Source organism: Hymenobacter sp. AT01-02, assembly GCF_000961955.2.
Classification (GTDB): domain Bacteria; phylum Bacteroidota; class Bacteroidia; order Cytophagales; family Hymenobacteraceae; genus Hymenobacter; species Hymenobacter mucosus.
Window position 1 is genome coordinate 165,122 of the sequence record NZ_JZIR02000014.1, and the last position, 14,540, is coordinate 179,661.

A 14,540-nucleotide genomic window follows, 5' to 3' on the forward strand; every position below is an offset into this window, starting at 1 on the left:
AGAGGACTGCTTTATGTTCTGCGCTGTGCACCCTGCCGAAAGCGGTTACAATGGCACTCATCAATAAGAAAGCCCTGGCTGAGCCAGGGCTTTTCTAGCGACCATAAAGACCGTTGATATTGCGTGAGAAGAACCACAATGCGCGTCAATCACTAGTCGTGACTGCATCTTTGATTACTTTACAAGTCCCATATGGTGCTACGCTGCCGACGCATAGCCCGGCGCACGTTCATCCAGAAGGCTAAGGCAAAATATAGCACGATGGGTGAGCCAAACGTGAAAAACGACGCATACACAAATGATAGCCGCACACTGCTGCTGGAGAAGCCCAAGCGGTTGCCCACAGCGTTGCAGACACCGAAGCTCTGCTTTTCGATAAAGTCGGTTAGTCGTTTCATATCTGCTGAAGTTGAAGCTGCCCGGGTTGGCTAACCTGTGTTCAAAATACGATAAATCGTGGCGTGCATCAAGCACTTACGATAGAAACGCACCGCAAGATACGTCGGTGCAGCAGAGTTTTCCGTTTGTAGTCCGAAATTCCGCCCCGCGTATTCCACTCGTGCATGAGAAATCTGTTGTCCCGCTGTTCTTTCTTAGGTGTTCTTATCGGCGTAGCCGGGGGGCTGCCTGCGTGTTCGCCCCTATCCAAAGTACTGAAATCGGCGCAAGCTGGGCAGCAGCTACTGGTGGAACCAGCTGTGCTGGAAAGCAACGGCGAAAACGTACTGTTTGAGGTAACAGCTAAGGTTCCTGCCAACCACGTGAAAAAGGGAGCTGCGTACAACCTAGGCCTCACCTACCGGTACGACAATGGCTTGCGAGAAGACACAGTAGGCCGGCTCACGTTTGTCTCGGGTGAATACGTGTACGACGAGGAAAAAAAGAACCAACTGGTTATCAAGCGGCAGTTCTCCTTCCCTTATTCCTCTCGCAAAAGTCCGGGCGAGTTGCTGGCACTGCCCGACGCCCGGGAAACCAAGCCCAACGGTAAGCGTGTGAAGGGGAAGGAAATTGTACTGGCCCGCGGCATTGTAACCACCAGTCGTTTAGTGGTGCGGCAGGATACGGTGCTCACCCTACTCCCGGAAAATGCCGATAATAACATGAGCGGCACGCGGGTGCTACCCTTCTTTTTTGACGCAGGCAAGGCCGAAATTCGCAACTACCTGGGCACCAACGTGGCGGCCTTAGAAGACTTTATTGAAGCCAACCAACATACCGAGAAGGTAATGATTGTAGCTGGGCACTCCCCGGACTCCCTCGACCGCCATGATGCCCGCTTGGCTGATAAGCGAGTACAAGCCCTGCTTACGTACTACAAAAAGCGCGTTGACACCTACTCCTACCTCAACAAAGTCGGTCAGATTGATTTTGAGACGGAGGCCTATCATCGTCGCTGGGATTTATTTCTCAACAAGGTGCAGCAGTCAGCCCTCAAGCCCGCCCAGCAAGACTCGGTGCTCCTGCTGATTAATGACACGCCGGGCACGTTTGCGCAGAAGGAGAAAAGCCTGCACGCCCTCACCTTCTACGATTATCTGGAGCAGTACATTTATCCGGTTATGCGTTTTGGCACGGTGGCCGTGCGCTATACTGCTCCCAAGCGCTACGATTCGGAAATCTACATGTTATCTAAAAAGATAGTTGAGAAACAGACCGAAACGGACGCCCTCACGCCGGAAGAGTTGCGCTACTCGGCTACTCTCACGCCGCTGCTGGCGGAAAAGCAGCGCATTTACGAAACCTCCGTTGCTACTACGGGCATGTGGCAGGCCTACCACAACTTGGCGGTAGTATTGTTGCTGCGTTCTGAAAAAGAAGTAAATCCCAAGGTGCAAAAGGCCTACGTGCGTCGTGCTGCCGTTAACTTTACCTTAGCGGCCCATCGCAACCCTACTGCCGAGCTGTTTTACCGGGTAGGCAGTGCCTACCATCGTGCTGGCGATAAGCTGGAGGCCCTACAGAATTATGATTACGCCATTAAGCTTGGCGGCCCCCAAGCTGTCCTCAACAAGATATTTGCGGACAAGGCGGCCCTGGAAATTGAAATTGGTCAGCTAGACGACGCTTTGCGCAGCCTGAGCTACAGTGGCAAGAGCTATCAAAACATCATGAATCGGGCCCTGATTTACGTGCTCAAAGGCAACTACCAGGCGCGGCTGATATTTACCACGAGGCCATAGCCCTCCGCCCTGACGACCCATTATTGGCTTACTGCTTAGCTGTAGTAGCAGCACGCCAGCAAAACGAGCCGGCCGTGGCTATGCACCTACGCCGTGCCGTGCAGCTAGACCGCACGTTTGCAAACCGAGCGGTGGAAGACCTTGAATTCCGAGATTTCTCCAAGGGTAAGCCGTTCCTAGAAGCCCTACGCTAACAGCTCTTTTGCTCAGACTATGCACCCCCCTACTTCTACACAGTTACTCACTATGTAGAAGTAGGGGGTTTCTACGGAAGGTAAAGCTGGATGCCCTTCCCTCTCTACGGTGCACAAGCAGAGGTGAAACCGTAGCAGAAACAGAAGCACGTTTTCTAGTTTCTAGTTGGCACAAGTGTAGATTTCTAGATAGGTAAGTATATTTGTAAGTACTTACGTAAATAGAGCTATGAACTTTTTTGAGCAGGTAGGTAGCGCGGCATTAGGCAGCCGCCTACGTCGACTTAGTGAACAAATGACAGCTCAGGCCGCCGACGTGTATGCGTTGTACCACGTTCCTTGTGAGCCCCGCTGGTTTCCGGTTTTTTATTTGGTTGCCACAAAACCAGGCCTCCACGTTGGCGAAATAGCAGAGTCTATTGGGCAAACGCACGCCGCCGTAAGCCAAGTAATTAAGGAGTTAGCTAAGCACGGATTGGTGGACGTACAGCGTGGGGAAGCCGATTTGCGCCGCAGTGTGGTAACGCTCACCACACAAGGAGCTGCACTCTGGCCTACCCTGCAACAACAGGCTGCCGATGTGCGTCAAGCAACCGAGGAGCTTCTGGCCGAAACTCGCCATAACCTATGGCTAGCTATAGGAGAGATGGAATATGCCCTGTCGCGCAATAGCCTGACCAACCGAGTGAAAGCCATTCGAGACCAACGGACTGCAGCCGAGGTTCAGATAATAGACTACGCGCCGCAGTACCAACCCGCCTTCAAACACCTCAACGTAGAGTGGATTGAGCACTACTTTCGGCTGGAACCTACCGACTTAAAAGCCTTGGACCACCCCGATGAATACATTATACAGCGGGGCGGCCACATTCTACTAGCCTCCTACCAAGCAGTATTGTGGGCACTTGCGCCCTTATTCCCATGGATACTACCACCTACGAGCTTGCCAAGATGGCCGTATCGCCTGCGGCTCAGGGGTTGGGCATCGGGTGGCGGCTGGGAGAGGCGGCCATTGCCAAAGCACAAGTCTTAGGAGCCAGCCGCTTGTATTTGGAGAGCAACACAAAACTAGGTCCAGCACTAAATCTGTATCACAAGCTTGGCTTCCGCAAAACGGTGGCGGGCCCTCCCTCCCCCTACGAACGGTGCGACATTCAAATGGAACTCCTGATTTCTGCGTAGCCAGCGCCCCCCTGCGAGTTGTGCCGGTGCTGCCCACTACAGCTAAAAATGTTTGGAGGCAGAGTAAGAGTTGCCCCAATGCCTAGTGGCGGTATCCTACAGGTGCATTATCGTAGCACAATCGTTTACGAGAGGCTAGCACCCGAGGCAGGCAGGAAGTAATAGCACCGCCTTGCGAAAGGTTAGCGGTTCCTAGTTTGCCCATCCGCCCTGCTCGTCGTAGCTTTACGCGCCGGATAGCCTCCGGCTTTTTGTTTCTGAACAGATCTTTTCGACATTCCTACCGATTATGCGGACCATCCAATTCCGGGAAGCCCTGCGTGAAGCCATGTCTGAGGAAATGCGCCGCGACCCGCGCGTATTTCTGATGGGCGAAGAAGTAGCCGAGTACAACGGCGCCTACAAAGTTAGCCAGGGCATGCTCGACGAATTCGGCCCGGAGCGCGTGATTGACACGCCGATTGCCGAGCTGGGTTTCGCCGGTATCGGCGTAGGGGCAGCCGCCAATGGCTTGCTACCCATCATCGAGTTCATGACCTTCAACTTCTCGTTGGTGGCTATTGACCAGGTGATTAACTCAGCGGCTAAAATCTACTCCATGTCGGGTGGACAGTACTCCTGCCCCATTGTATTTCGCGGCCCTACCGGCAACGCCGGCATGCTGTCCTCGCAGCACTCTCAAAACTTTGAGAACTGGTACGCCAATACGCCCGGCCTTAAGGTAGTAGTGCCTTCTACCCCGTACGATGCCAAAGGCCTACTTAAGTCTGCCATCCGTGATGCTGACCCCGTTATCTTCATGGAGTCGGAGCTGATGTATGGTGATAAGGCGAAGTGCCTGAGGAAGAGTACCTGATTCCGATTGGCAAAGCCAACGTGGTGCGCCAAGGCGACGCCGTAACTATCGTAAGCTTCGGCAAAATGATGAAGGTAGCTCTAGCGGCTGCCGACGAGCTGGCCAAAGAGGGCATCAACGCCGAAGTTATTGACTTGCGTTCCGTGCGTCCTATCGACTACGATACCCTGGTGGAATCGGTGAAGAAGACAAACCGCATGGTAGTGGTCGAGGAAGCTTGGCCGCTGGCAAGCATCAGCTCGGAGCTTTCGTACATGGTGCAACGCCGTGCCTTCGATTACCTCGACGCTCCCGTACTCCGCATCACCAACATGGACGTGCCACTGCCCTATGCCCCTACCCTCATTGATGCTGCTCTGCCCAACGTAGAGCGCACGGTGAAAGCAGTGAAAGAAGTACTGTACGTGCAGAAGTAAGCGTAGCCTAGCGCACGTAGCACGCAAGAAAAGCCCCCGGGACTACATTGGTCCGGGGGCTTTTCTTGTGTAGTGCTCTTAGGTAGCCGCCTTCCCACTAGTAGAGCACGCTTTTTGCATATCTTCTACTCGACACTAACTCCCGCCTTTTCCCGCCTGCCCCACCCATGAATAACCGCTTGCACCTTCGCCTCGAGCAACTGGAACACGCCACAGAACGCCTGCTAGCATCGGCAGCTGCCCTCGGCGACAAAGCGCACCAAGCGCCGGGGCCGGGGCAGTGGTCGGCTGCTCAAGTAGTGCAGCACTTGGTACTATCAGAAACGGGGATTGGGCAGTACATTGAGAAGAAGGTACTGCAGGAAGAAGGGTTGCAAAAGGCTGGCATTGCTGCCTTCCTGAAGTCCAAGTTGTTGCGAGTATTGCTGCGGCTACCCTTCACACGGTTTAAAGCCCCGTCTTATTTGGCGAAGATGATGCCCGAGCAGGCGCCACCCATCTCGGAGCTACGGGCTGAATGGGAAGCGGTACGCCGCCGTTTGGAGCGTTTGCTGAATGAGTACCCCAGCCGATTGACCAACCGGGCCATTTTCAAGCACCCGCGCACCGGCATGCTCACGATATATCAGACCCTAGATTTTATGCTAGACCACGTATTGCACCACCAGAAACAACTAGAACGCATTACAAGGGCATTGAAGTAGCGTCATACCGGAAAGGGACAACATAGGAAAGGCCACACTACCTAAGGCAGTGTGGCCTTTCCTTATGGAAAAGACTACCGCCTACCCAGCATTCCGCACAATATCAGCATAGGATTCGTGGCGCGGTAGCTGACGCATAACTTCCGTAATTTCGGCGGGCGGCACCATGAGCTTCCGGGCCCGTAGGTCCAGCCAAGCCCCATCGACGGTAACTGTAGCGGAAGGCCGGCCGTCGGCCTTGAACAGGGTATGCACAATTCGCCAACGAGAACCATCTTCGCTCAAACCAGCTAGCTCCCCATTCACCCGCAAGGCTTCATTTATGTGCATCTCCTTAAGGAACCGAGTATCCTCGCGGAACAGAATAGGGCCGATGCTAAGCTGGGCAAACTTTTGCAACGTGAATCCTTGCGCCGACAGATACTCGATGCGCAACTGCGCGGCATAATCGGTGTAGGCTGAGTGGCGCATATGGCCATTGGGGTCCATATCGGCCCAACGTACGGTGTAGGTTCTCTCGTAAGGATTCATACAAACTAGGTGGAAGGATGCAGCCCTCGGGGCCACAGCCAATGAATGATGGGGAGGTAGTACGCAGTATCAGCCCGAGAAATGGTAGCAGCCCTAGCCGCTACCGCCTACTTATTGCACCGTGAGGCGCACTAGGTATTGTTGCTGGTCGTCTTCGCCCAAAAACTCTACTTGGTAGCCAGCTGCTTCCGCGTAGTCTTGCAGGATACTAGCGTCGGCAAAAATCCAGTGAAACGTGTGGCCTTCCTGCTGGCCGTACTGCATGGTATACTCTACCTCGCCGTAGTAGGGGCCGTTTAAGTCGAACAGCAAGGCCCCATCCTCGTCTTCGTACAGGTAGCTAATGTCGGAAGAGGTGGCTAAAATTTGGCCTCCGGGGGCAAGTAAGGTGCGCGCATGAGCAAGAAACCGCTCTAGCCCTTCGAGAGTACCGGCAAGGCCAATACCGTTCATCAGCAGGAGCAAAGTATCGTACTTTTCAGCACCTACTGCATCCTCAAAGATATCGTGGCAGGCTACTTCTTGCACGCCCCGTTCCTGCATTACCTGCACTGCGCCGGCCGAAATATCCACGGCTTTCACTTGAAAGCCGCGGCTCTGTAGCTCCAATGAATGACAGCCAGCCCCGGCTCCTAGGTCGAGCACCCGGCCGCGGCATTCATCCAAGGCGGTACGCTCTAACTCAGGCATTTCCCATAAGGAGCGAAAGAAATAAGCAGCGGGCAGCGGTTCTTCGTCCGCTACATTGCTGTGCACAGTGATAGTAGCACTATGGTGGCCACGCTGGTAATCTTGCAGCGCCTGGCCCAGTGGATCGGAGGAGAAGGAAGTAGTTCGAGACATAGCGCAAAGATACACGCGAGCCGCTTGGAGCGAAGTTCAGCAACCTAACATGCACAGCAAGGGTACACAGTCTAATATATTCTGGCCTCCGCTCCCTCATGCCAAATTCTACTTCACCCAATCTCGGTCGCCTAGGTAAGGGAAACTTGCCCACTAAGGTTTGTCTTACGTGCGGGCGGCCCTTCGAGTACCGAAAAAAATGGCGCAACTCCTGGGAGGAGGTAAAATACTGTGGGGAGAAGTGCCAGCGCAATAAGCCTCGCCCCACGGCTGAGTAAGTACACTTGCTTATTTTGCCCGTATGCGAAGTAGTGGCCTTGTATCCTTCCAGGCCGGAGCTGCGTTCTGCAACAGAACTGTTTCCTCATCTCTCCCTGCATATGGCTAGCAACTTAAACTACCTCGATCCTACTCTGCAACCGCTTGAAGAAAAACTTAAGGCCTATCTAGCCACGGAGAAGGAAATACAACAGGCGACAACGGCAGCTACTTTGCACACGCACCCCAATGCGCAGCCCCACCCTGCTCCAACCCAACCCACCGCTACCGCCGGACTGACGCCTGAGCCCACTGCTACGCCTGGGTCTGCACCAGCAACCGACTCTAGCAGCCACAACCAAGAGAGAGATGATGCGTTTCAACGCCTCCACAATTTGCAGGATGAATTGCGCACGCTACGCCATGATATTCTAGGTCTCCTACCAGTGCGCAACGAGTGGGTGAAGGTAAACCTAGGGTACGGCCCTAGTCGAGCAGGGGCCTTTACCACCGATGATGCGCAGGCAGAGGATGAAATCCAGTTGCGGATTGTCATCTAGCTACCCTGCACTCCTGTTAGCAGGGCTTTTCTTCGCACCTAAGCGGAGGGCGCTTGCTTATATTTCGCAAGCTAACGGCTACTGAAATTAGCTGTTAAGTCATTCACTAGTACTGCTACTATCGACATGCTTTGATTGTACTGTGCCCCTAGTTAGGTGCCTAAACTCCAACGTAGCTAAACGACGCCGCGTGCCTTTATGGATAAACTGGCTAAGAAAAGTCCTTCTACAGAGAGAAGCGCATAAAAAAAGGGCGTCGAACCGACGCCCCCTTTTCCACAATCAAAAAGCATAATGAAAATAAAAGACCTTACTAGCCTCTAAACAAGGTTTTTGAATTAGAGTGGTACAGAGTAGACAACAATAGTGGTACAGAGTTACCTTTGTCTGTACCCTCTATCCTCCCCCTCTTAATGGCTACTACTACGGTCTTTCTGCGCAAGGTTAACACCCGCGTCCCGGAGCAACCCTTGAATGTGCGTTTCAGGCACGGAGCCGCTGGCAAGTGTGAACTGGTCATCAGTACCGGCTATCAGATTCTCCCCGCCGAATTGAAGAACGCGAGGGTAACCGGCGAGAAATCCAGAGAGATAAATGACTTACTCCACACGATTCAATCAGACCTGATGCAGGCCTATGAGTACCTGGAGCAAAGCCAAGAGCCAATTGTGAAGACCACCATGCAGGCCGAATACCAACGGGTTAAATCTGCGAGGGAGGCTAGAGAAAAAAGCCAACGTCAAGAGGTTCTACAGGCAGATAACCAAGCTGGAAAAGCGGCCATTGACTCTCGTTTGCGGGAAGGCCAGATTCAGCAAGAGATTCAGCAGCTACAAAGCCAACTGGAAAACCAACGGGCAGAAACGAAGGCTAAAGCTGCTGCTTGGAAGGAAACCAGTCGGAAGGCCAACATTCCTGACCTCGCCGAGGAGCTAACTCCCTTGATGGTTGAAACCGGCTTAATCCAGCCAGTTCCTACCGCCCAAGATTTGTTAGTCACGTATTTCGCTAAGTACATAGAGCGCAATAAGCATGACCTTAGCACTAGCTCAGAGCGGATATACAGGAGCATAGCCCGAGTAATTCACCGCTTCAATCCTGACCTCAAAATCCAGAATGTAGACGCTGAATGCCTCTACCAGCTCCAGAATTTCATGCTCAGTGAGGGCAAGGTTAACTCTAGCGTCAAGGCCTACATGGGCAAGGTGAAGACCGTGCTCAATACCTACGCTTTTGACCTGAACCTCTCGCACAGCTACAAGCAATTCAAGGATAGGCTAGTTGACGCGAAGGATAAGATTGTCTTTCTGCATCCAAGGCAGTTACATGACCTGATGACCTATCAGAAACCTAAGGTCTATAATCCTAACCAGCCTAACCGGACCACGCCCAAAGGCTATGACCGGGCCGTTGACATCCTGCTATTCCTAGTAAGCACTGGCCTACGCTGGTCCGACGCTTTCCGCAACTTCCGGGAGCTGATTCGCACCAAGCAAGAGAACGGACAGCAGCTTCAGTACATCGAAATAATGCCGAAGAAGACGGAAAAGAAGGGTATTGTCTGTGAGATTCCCGTTACCAAGCTGATGAAACAGATTCTGGAGCGGCACAACTACCAGTTCAAGCGCATGGAAGATGACCACTTTCACGCCCTGCTACGCGAGTTCTGCCAGGACATACCCTCTTTCCAGCAGACCTACTCCAAAACCACCAAAGTAGGCCGGGAAACCCAGAAAGAAGACCTGAAGCTTTGTGACACTATCAGCTCTCACATTGGCCGGAAAACCTTCATCAGTTATCAGTTTGCCCTAGGCCACGATATACCCACCATCATTGGCCGTAGTGGGCACACAGAGGTTAACACCCTGATGATCTACGCTCAGAAAACAGAAAACATTGCTGAGCAGGTCAAAGCCTTGGATTTCTACGCTAAGCCTGACCCTATCTAAGCGGTCCTGGTATCTTCGCGGTCCCAACGCCGATAACATGAGTTCCAAGAAACAGAGCACCCCAGACGAGTTGAACGCCTACGGCGTTTACAAGGCCTACATCCGGATTTTCAAGTACTCCCCTCTCAAACAGTTTGACCACCTGATTTGCGTACACGGGGACCGGGGGCAAGGAACTACGGGCGAAGTAGCCCACCTGACAGTAAGCGAAGAGGCCTATAACGCTATTGCCGAGCGGTACCCAGTTGATCTGCGGGAAGCTGGTCTTGCCCGTAGTGACTTCTTTCAGGTCTCAGACGTACTAGGCCTAGTCCAGCCTGAACCAGCCTAAAAGAAAAAAAGGCCTCGGTTAGCGAAGACGCCTAACATACCTGTTTGCTACCGCTTATACACCGTGTCATACACGTTGACAAACGCCCCAGATATGTATTCAAAATGAGCAACTAACCTATTGCTAGTTAGCTCCTTTATCTCCATCGTACGAGTTGTGCTTGGTTGTGACTCAAGCGTGACGAGTTTACCATCTCGTTTGTATTTGTATTCGTAGTAGGTGGGGCCATAAGGCGGTCTAGAATAAAATTTTATCGACTCCTTCTCAATACCCAAATCCCCACTAAGAGTATCAGCAGTCTGAAGAGAGCCATTGGGGGTGGTAAGTTGGTAAGTACCGGACTCAAATTGCCAATGGCCTTCGAGCTGGTTTGGCTTGATACCGTCTTTGTTGCACGATAACAGTCCAACACTGATGTAAAGGAGAGCAAATGAGTATAATCTATTCATATCCTATCTTATTAGTTTTGTGCAAATATAGAGAATTGATATAACCAGCGTAAAAGCAAAAAAGTCGGTATTCAAAGTGCCGCCTTTGCCATGCCATATGATTACTATCGGTTATACACAGTGTCATATCTTTCATCTATGACACCACCTTTATATTCCGTATGGGTAACTAACCTTTCGCTGGTTAGCTCTTGTATTTTTACTGTATGGGTCATCAAGGCAGGGGCTTCAAACGTGATAGTTTTACCATCAAGCTTGTAGGTTCTCTCCATAGGCAGGCCACCACTTTTAGAAAGGAAAGTGATGGTCTCCTTACTGATACTTAAGTCACTGTTATTATCACCTGTGCCCAGAGTGACCAGAGTGCCGAAGTTGTAGGCGTTAGTCAGATAAGTACGTGATTCAAATTTCCAATAGCCTTCTAGCTGGCTGGGCTTGAAATCATCCTTATTGCAAGATGACAGTCCAAAACTGATGCAAAAGAGAGCAATTGTGTAGAGTTTATTCATATCCTATTGTATTAGTTTTGTCCAAATATAGGCACATGTATAGCACAAAAAAAGCCCAGAGCATAACCCAAGGCTTTTCAAAATCACAAATGTTACTGCTAGGCAGCAACCATAGCGCGAAGGCACGAATTTTACAGCGTTTTGGCTAGGTCCTGGAGTCCCTGAGCCATCCGGACTAATAGTCCTTAATAAGCTGCTGCTCGTTATCTACAAGACTTCTTTCGCCTTTGAGTTATAAGTGTAGGAGCTGGCGGCTAATACCTAGTTCCTCTGCCATTACCGACAGGGAGATACCAAAGTATTCAAAGGTTTCGCGCAGCTTAACAAGGTCGGGCTTATTCATGTAGATGCCTTGCCTAGATAGTAGCGAAATGCTAGAAAACCAGCTCCATTTCGGCTAATTCCTTACCGACTTGTCGTATGCCTTCAAGTATCCGCTGGGTCTGCTTAGGTCCTGCTTTCTTCGCGCCACTTACATACTGTGAGAGCAACGATTGCGTCATACCTAGACGCTTGGCTAAGGCCGCAGCATTAATGACTTTATAAGCATCAAAGAAGCTTTCCAGGTCATAGGTAATCTTAATATCGGCAAGGGTAACTGTCCGTCCGGTTTCCTCCAAGGCTAAGTTCAGTGCCTCAACCATGTTCGTTTGCAACTCAGCGAACGTGTTGGCTGCGGTATAGGCACCCTCTGATTCGCAGTAAGCGGAGTAACCAGTACTGGTCTTCTCCACAATCATTTCGAAGGTGTTCATCGTGTTTGTAGGTTAAATGTTTGTACTGCAAAGGTAGTTAATTTACTACCCACCGACAAGAAATATTTATTCAGATTTTTTGTAAAGCAAACGGGGCTATTTAAGCCCCGCCTGTTTCTTGATTTTAGCTGCCAACCCTTTACCGACTTCATCGCTCCCATGCGAGGGAAATATGATGTATCCGCTAGTTGTAGGCGCTTTTTTGGTAGCATGAGCCAGCTTTATGTGGCTACCATTTTGGCTAATGTCATACCAACCATCGGCTTGCAGCTTGCGCAGTAGTTCAGAGCTTTTCATATGCCAAAGGTAGTTATTTAACTACCTCAAAACAACCGATACTCCTTGCACTTATTCTAACATCAGTAGTACAATTACACTACCCAATGCGGCTACTCTTATCACGGCTGAAATTGTGGTGGGTTCTACATGTAGTCCACCGGCTATTCGTCTAAGCAGCTTGTCAGTGGTGGCACTGTTACCAACGGCAAATACCGGATCCAATTTAGCCCAGTTGAATACTGGGTCAAATAAGCCCAGCCGAATCGGCAAGGCCATCGGTAACAGCAAGGCATCCTGTAGATAACTAGGTTATCGCTCATGCTTTCTACATCAGCACTCTGTATTAAATAAATATTTCAAACATTAACTAAAAAAGCGCACTCCATCATGGAAGTGCGCTTTTTTAGTTAATCTATGTAGACAGCTTAATGCAAGTCTGAGTCTATGATAGAAATCAACTGGCTTTTGAAGATTTGATATTGACTCCAGTTCCCTGGTAAGTCATTAATCATATCTAGCAGTAATCTGCTTGCCCGATAATCTCCCTCCTTTACATCAATGGTGCTCCCATTTAAAAGTTCGCTCAACTGTTCATTCAGGTGTTTATACCAATCTGTAAAATGAACATTTAACCCGATTTCGTTGAGAGCAAAGTACTCTTGACTAAAGATAGCAGCCTTAAGCTTCGAAGCTTTAAAATGAAGATTTTGAATTTCTGGCAATTTGTTTGCCTCCCAATTTTCTGGAAGTTTTGTTAATGGGCTTTTCATTGGCCGATTACTTTTAAGTGAGTGGATTATTAACACAAATGGCCATTTGCATACTAAGGTAAGCTTGAGAAGTGCCTATTGTTACCTAACGTTAATTTTTTAATAAAACGACATGAAAGCATACCGATAAACCGTTAACAATTACAAGCCAGTTATTAACTAAAATATCAATATATGCAATCAAATTTATACTTTCTTTAATTACAGTTTATTGTTCTTTTAATGCATAAATCAACCCAATATTAAGCTTAAAATCGACCTTAAATCCCTGGTTATACACTCTGTATCCTGCTTTTTTAGCAATTAGAACTATATAAATATAACTCCATGTAAGTCGACCTCTTTTAAAAGTGGTACAACTAGGGCTTTTCCTCCGTATCCTGTTCTTCCCCCTCTCCCCCCTCCCCCCCGTTATATTCAGGGGACCCCATCTAAAAAATTTAACCTAATTTTTTTGCTGTCATTTTCGTCAATACCAATAGCTAACTATACTTTTCTATACTAATCTATAACCGCGTAGCTAAGGATATCCTTTTGCTCTGACAGAAAGCACGTTTTCAATATGCTGACGCAATTCGCTCACATGTATCCCTACGGTCTAATTCGCTATTCCCAAACTACCTTCTTGGAGCTAATCACGGATAACGAAGTGCACAGAATTGACTTTGTTGGTAAACTTAGCTATCGGCTACAACGTGGCACACATGGCCCAGTATCGTTCCACGATGAGCATCCAATGTTAACTACTCTACATGTTCCCCTAACTTCTCTAATGGCTCTGGCAACCATTAAGACGCTATCCGATGCTCCAGCTCTACTGGAGGCCATTCGTAAGGAACTCTATCCCCGTCAGGAAAAGTGGTTCGATTTCCATTCTAACTCCTGGACAAAGAGTGGGCTACGGCTGAGTAGCTTCAATGTTAGACCCGATCTAACGCGGACTGGTGGTATTATTCTCGACATGGTTCCCGTCCCAGTGGCACAAGATATAGCTGCAATCTGTACTCGTTACGGAGTAGAAACCTATTACCTCCCACCACTCAGACAGCTTCCTTTAGCCCCACCGACCTCACCTTTCCGATTGCTGACTATCGGACAGAACTACGTCATCGCCCGTGATTTTTGCGTTAGTACTCTGTTTTAAATTAACGCCTTAGTTCTTACTGGCTAGCTGCAAATGAAATACCTCAACTGTTTCCAATTGAGGTATTCATCAACATGCGCCTAAATGGGTAGATTGAATGGGTGCCCGATTATTCAGGGTCTGAAATCGGCTCTGGCTCTGCGTATTGCGCGTCTGGCGTTTGTTCCTCAGGTACTACTACCGGTTCCAAGTCCGGTTCGGAGGAGGATTCTGAATCGGGCATTTCATCTACCACTTGGATTGGTGCTGAATACAGATTGCCAGTTCGCGTATCCAGTATATCGTTTCTTTAATACCTAAAGCGCCCGTTGAGGGAGTTTTTATAGCCAAAAAAGGCAAGTAAGACTAGAGCTAAAAAGCACCCCAATAGAAGCAACAAAATGCTTTGTCTAAACAATCTATCTTCTACTACACGCATGTTAATTCTGCGGCTTAAAACGGACTGCTTTCCACTCCCATCCATTTGGGCCACCGCTTTTGTAGATGGTCCCAGTAGATGTATCCAATAATATGCTACCCTGGGTTGTATGGGACACCTGGTAACGCCCGTTTTGAGTCATTTGGAACGCGATGAAAACGAGAGCAAGCAGGGCCAAGGTGGCTACGACCTTGAGAAAATCATTGAGC

General features: G+C 49.8%; 17 protein-coding genes and 1 pseudogene. 10 read left to right on the plus strand and 8 right to left on the minus strand.

The window, feature by feature from the left end; all coding sequences use genetic code 11:
* Positions 1–179: 179 nt before the first annotated feature.
* Positions 180–398, minus strand: coding sequence for a PspC domain-containing protein (locus VI25_RS05615; RefSeq protein ID WP_045689065.1), 219 nt, complete (start codon positions 396–398; stop codon positions 180–182).
* A gap of 165 nt (positions 399–563) precedes the next feature.
* Between VI25_RS05615 and VI25_RS05620 the strand changes: the two genes are divergently transcribed.
* From VI25_RS05620 to VI25_RS05635, 6 genes and pseudogenes are all read left to right on the plus strand, one after another.
* Entirely contained in the window at positions 564–2,183 is a 1,620-nt protein-coding gene (locus tag VI25_RS05620) for a hypothetical protein (protein WP_152981505.1), read from the plus strand.
* 23 nt (positions 2,184–2,206) lie between these two features.
* Positions 2,207–2,377 carry a hypothetical protein gene (locus VI25_RS25035; RefSeq protein WP_161806880.1) on the plus strand — a complete coding sequence of 57 codons (171 nt, stop codon included), beginning with the start codon at positions 2,207–2,209 and terminating at the stop codon, positions 2,375–2,377.
* Positions 2,378–2,606: 229 nt separating this feature from the next.
* Entirely contained in the window at positions 2,607–3,410 is an 804-nt protein-coding gene (locus VI25_RS26545) for a MarR family winged helix-turn-helix transcriptional regulator (protein ID WP_236704902.1), read from the plus strand.
* Entirely contained in the window at positions 3,329–3,559 is a 231-nt protein-coding gene (locus VI25_RS26550) for a GNAT family N-acetyltransferase (RefSeq protein ID WP_236704904.1), read from the plus strand. Before VI25_RS26545 ends, VI25_RS26550 begins: the two co-directional genes overlap by 82 nt.
* A 289-nt stretch (positions 3,560–3,848) precedes the next feature.
* A pseudogene (locus VI25_RS05630) lies at positions 3,849–4,831 on the plus strand (pyruvate dehydrogenase complex E1 component subunit beta).
* Positions 4,832–4,998: 167 nt separating this feature from the next.
* A complete protein-coding gene (locus VI25_RS05635) occupies positions 4,999–5,535 on the plus strand; it encodes a DinB family protein (protein WP_045689063.1) in 537 nt (178 codons plus the stop codon).
* Between the two features lie 81 nt (positions 5,536–5,616).
* Here VI25_RS05635 and VI25_RS05640 read toward each other — a convergent pair whose 3' ends face one another.
* Both VI25_RS05640 and VI25_RS05645 read right to left on the minus strand, forming a co-directional pair.
* Positions 5,617–6,066 carry an acyl-CoA thioesterase gene (locus VI25_RS05640; protein WP_045689062.1) on the minus strand — a complete coding sequence of 150 codons (450 nt, stop codon included), beginning with the start codon at positions 6,064–6,066 and terminating at the stop codon, positions 5,617–5,619.
* Between the two features lie 111 nt (positions 6,067–6,177).
* Positions 6,178–6,909, minus strand: a complete 732-nt coding sequence (locus VI25_RS05645; RefSeq protein WP_045689061.1) for a class I SAM-dependent methyltransferase — start codon at positions 6,907–6,909, stop codon at positions 6,178–6,180.
* A 98-nt stretch (positions 6,910–7,007) separates the two neighbouring features.
* Here VI25_RS05645 and VI25_RS23260 point away from each other — a divergent pair, with 98 nt between their 5' ends.
* The 4 genes from VI25_RS23260 to VI25_RS05665 all read left to right on the plus strand — a co-directional run bounded on the left by VI25_RS23260 (position 7,008) and on the right by VI25_RS05665 (position 10,007).
* Positions 7,008–7,187 (plus strand): DUF2256 domain-containing protein, encoded by a 180-nt coding sequence (locus tag VI25_RS23260; protein WP_072144756.1) that lies wholly within the window; start codon positions 7,008–7,010, stop codon positions 7,185–7,187.
* Positions 7,188–7,289: 102 nt separating this feature from the next.
* Positions 7,290–7,727 carry a hypothetical protein gene (locus VI25_RS05655; RefSeq protein ID WP_045689059.1) on the plus strand — a complete coding sequence of 146 codons (438 nt, stop codon included), beginning with the start codon at positions 7,290–7,292 and terminating at the stop codon, positions 7,725–7,727.
* 413 nt (positions 7,728–8,140) lie between these two features.
* A complete protein-coding gene (locus VI25_RS05660; protein ID WP_045689058.1) occupies positions 8,141–9,676 on the plus strand; it encodes a phage integrase SAM-like domain-containing protein in 1,536 nt (511 codons plus the stop codon).
* A gap of 37 nt (positions 9,677–9,713) precedes the next feature.
* Positions 9,714–10,007, plus strand: a complete 294-nt coding sequence (locus VI25_RS05665) for a hypothetical protein (protein WP_045689057.1) — start codon at positions 9,714–9,716, stop codon at positions 10,005–10,007.
* A gap of 47 nt (positions 10,008–10,054) precedes the next feature.
* On the opposite strand, the gene VI25_RS28825 is transcribed toward VI25_RS05665, so the two are convergent.
* The 5 genes from VI25_RS28825 to VI25_RS05690 form a co-directional block, all read right to left on the minus strand.
* Positions 10,055–10,456: a lipocalin family protein gene (locus tag VI25_RS28825; protein ID WP_045689056.1), complete on the minus strand. Its 402-nt coding sequence runs from the start codon at positions 10,454–10,456 to the stop codon at positions 10,055–10,057.
* 104 nt (positions 10,457–10,560) lie between these two features.
* Entirely contained in the window at positions 10,561–10,965 is a 405-nt protein-coding gene (locus VI25_RS05675; protein ID WP_045689055.1) for a hypothetical protein, read from the minus strand.
* Between the two features lie 374 nt (positions 10,966–11,339).
* Positions 11,340–11,720 carry a hypothetical protein gene (locus VI25_RS05680; RefSeq protein WP_045689054.1) on the minus strand — a complete coding sequence of 127 codons (381 nt, stop codon included), beginning with the start codon at positions 11,718–11,720 and terminating at the stop codon, positions 11,340–11,342.
* A 96-nt stretch (positions 11,721–11,816) separates the two neighbouring features.
* Positions 11,817–12,017, minus strand: a complete 201-nt coding sequence (locus VI25_RS05685; protein WP_045689053.1) for a type II toxin-antitoxin system HicA family toxin — start codon at positions 12,015–12,017, stop codon at positions 11,817–11,819.
* A 407-nt stretch (positions 12,018–12,424) separates the two neighbouring features.
* Positions 12,425–12,769, minus strand: coding sequence for a hypothetical protein (locus tag VI25_RS05690; RefSeq protein ID WP_055562344.1), 345 nt, complete (start codon positions 12,767–12,769; stop codon positions 12,425–12,427).
* Positions 12,770–14,540: the final 1,771 nt, after the last annotated feature.

Bases quoted from the DNA above. Each gene is read 5' to 3' on its own strand.
- VI25_RS05615 (WP_045689065.1), bottom strand. From the start codon at position 398: ATGAAACGACTAACCGACTTTATCGAAAAGCAGAGCTTCGGTGTCTGC.
- VI25_RS05620 (WP_152981505.1), top strand. From the start codon at position 564: ATGAGAAATCTGTTGTCCCGCTGTTCTTTCTTAGGTGTTCTTATCGGC.
- VI25_RS26545 (WP_236704902.1), top strand. From the start codon at position 2,607: ATGAACTTTTTTGAGCAGGTAGGTAGCGCGGCATTAGGCAGCCGCCTA.
- VI25_RS26550 (WP_236704904.1), top strand. From the start codon at position 3,329: ATGGCCGTATCGCCTGCGGCTCAGGGGTTGGGCATCGGGTGGCGGCTG.
- VI25_RS05635 (WP_045689063.1), top strand. From the start codon at position 4,999: ATGAATAACCGCTTGCACCTTCGCCTCGAGCAACTGGAACACGCCACA.
- VI25_RS05640 (WP_045689062.1), bottom strand. From the start codon at position 6,066: ATGAATCCTTACGAGAGAACCTACACCGTACGTTGGGCCGATATGGAC.
- VI25_RS05645 (WP_045689061.1), bottom strand. From the start codon at position 6,909: ATGTCTCGAACTACTTCCTTCTCCTCCGATCCACTGGGCCAGGCGCTG.
- VI25_RS23260 (WP_072144756.1), top strand. From the start codon at position 7,008: ATGCCAAATTCTACTTCACCCAATCTCGGTCGCCTAGGTAAGGGAAAC.
- VI25_RS05655 (WP_045689059.1), top strand. From the start codon at position 7,290: ATGGCTAGCAACTTAAACTACCTCGATCCTACTCTGCAACCGCTTGAA.
- VI25_RS05660 (WP_045689058.1), top strand. From the start codon at position 8,141: ATGGCTACTACTACGGTCTTTCTGCGCAAGGTTAACACCCGCGTCCCG.
- VI25_RS05665 (WP_045689057.1), top strand. From the start codon at position 9,714: ATGAGTTCCAAGAAACAGAGCACCCCAGACGAGTTGAACGCCTACGGC.
- VI25_RS28825 (WP_045689056.1), bottom strand. From the start codon at position 10,456: ATGAATAGATTATACTCATTTGCTCTCCTTTACATCAGTGTTGGACTG.
- VI25_RS05675 (WP_045689055.1), bottom strand. From the start codon at position 10,965: ATGAATAAACTCTACACAATTGCTCTCTTTTGCATCAGTTTTGGACTG.
- VI25_RS05680 (WP_045689054.1), bottom strand. From the start codon at position 11,720: ATGAACACCTTCGAAATGATTGTGGAGAAGACCAGTACTGGTTACTCC.
- VI25_RS05685 (WP_045689053.1), bottom strand. From the start codon at position 12,017: ATGAAAAGCTCTGAACTACTGCGCAAGCTGCAAGCCGATGGTTGGTAT.
- VI25_RS05690 (WP_055562344.1), bottom strand. From the start codon at position 12,769: ATGAAAAGCCCATTAACAAAACTTCCAGAAAATTGGGAGGCAAACAAA.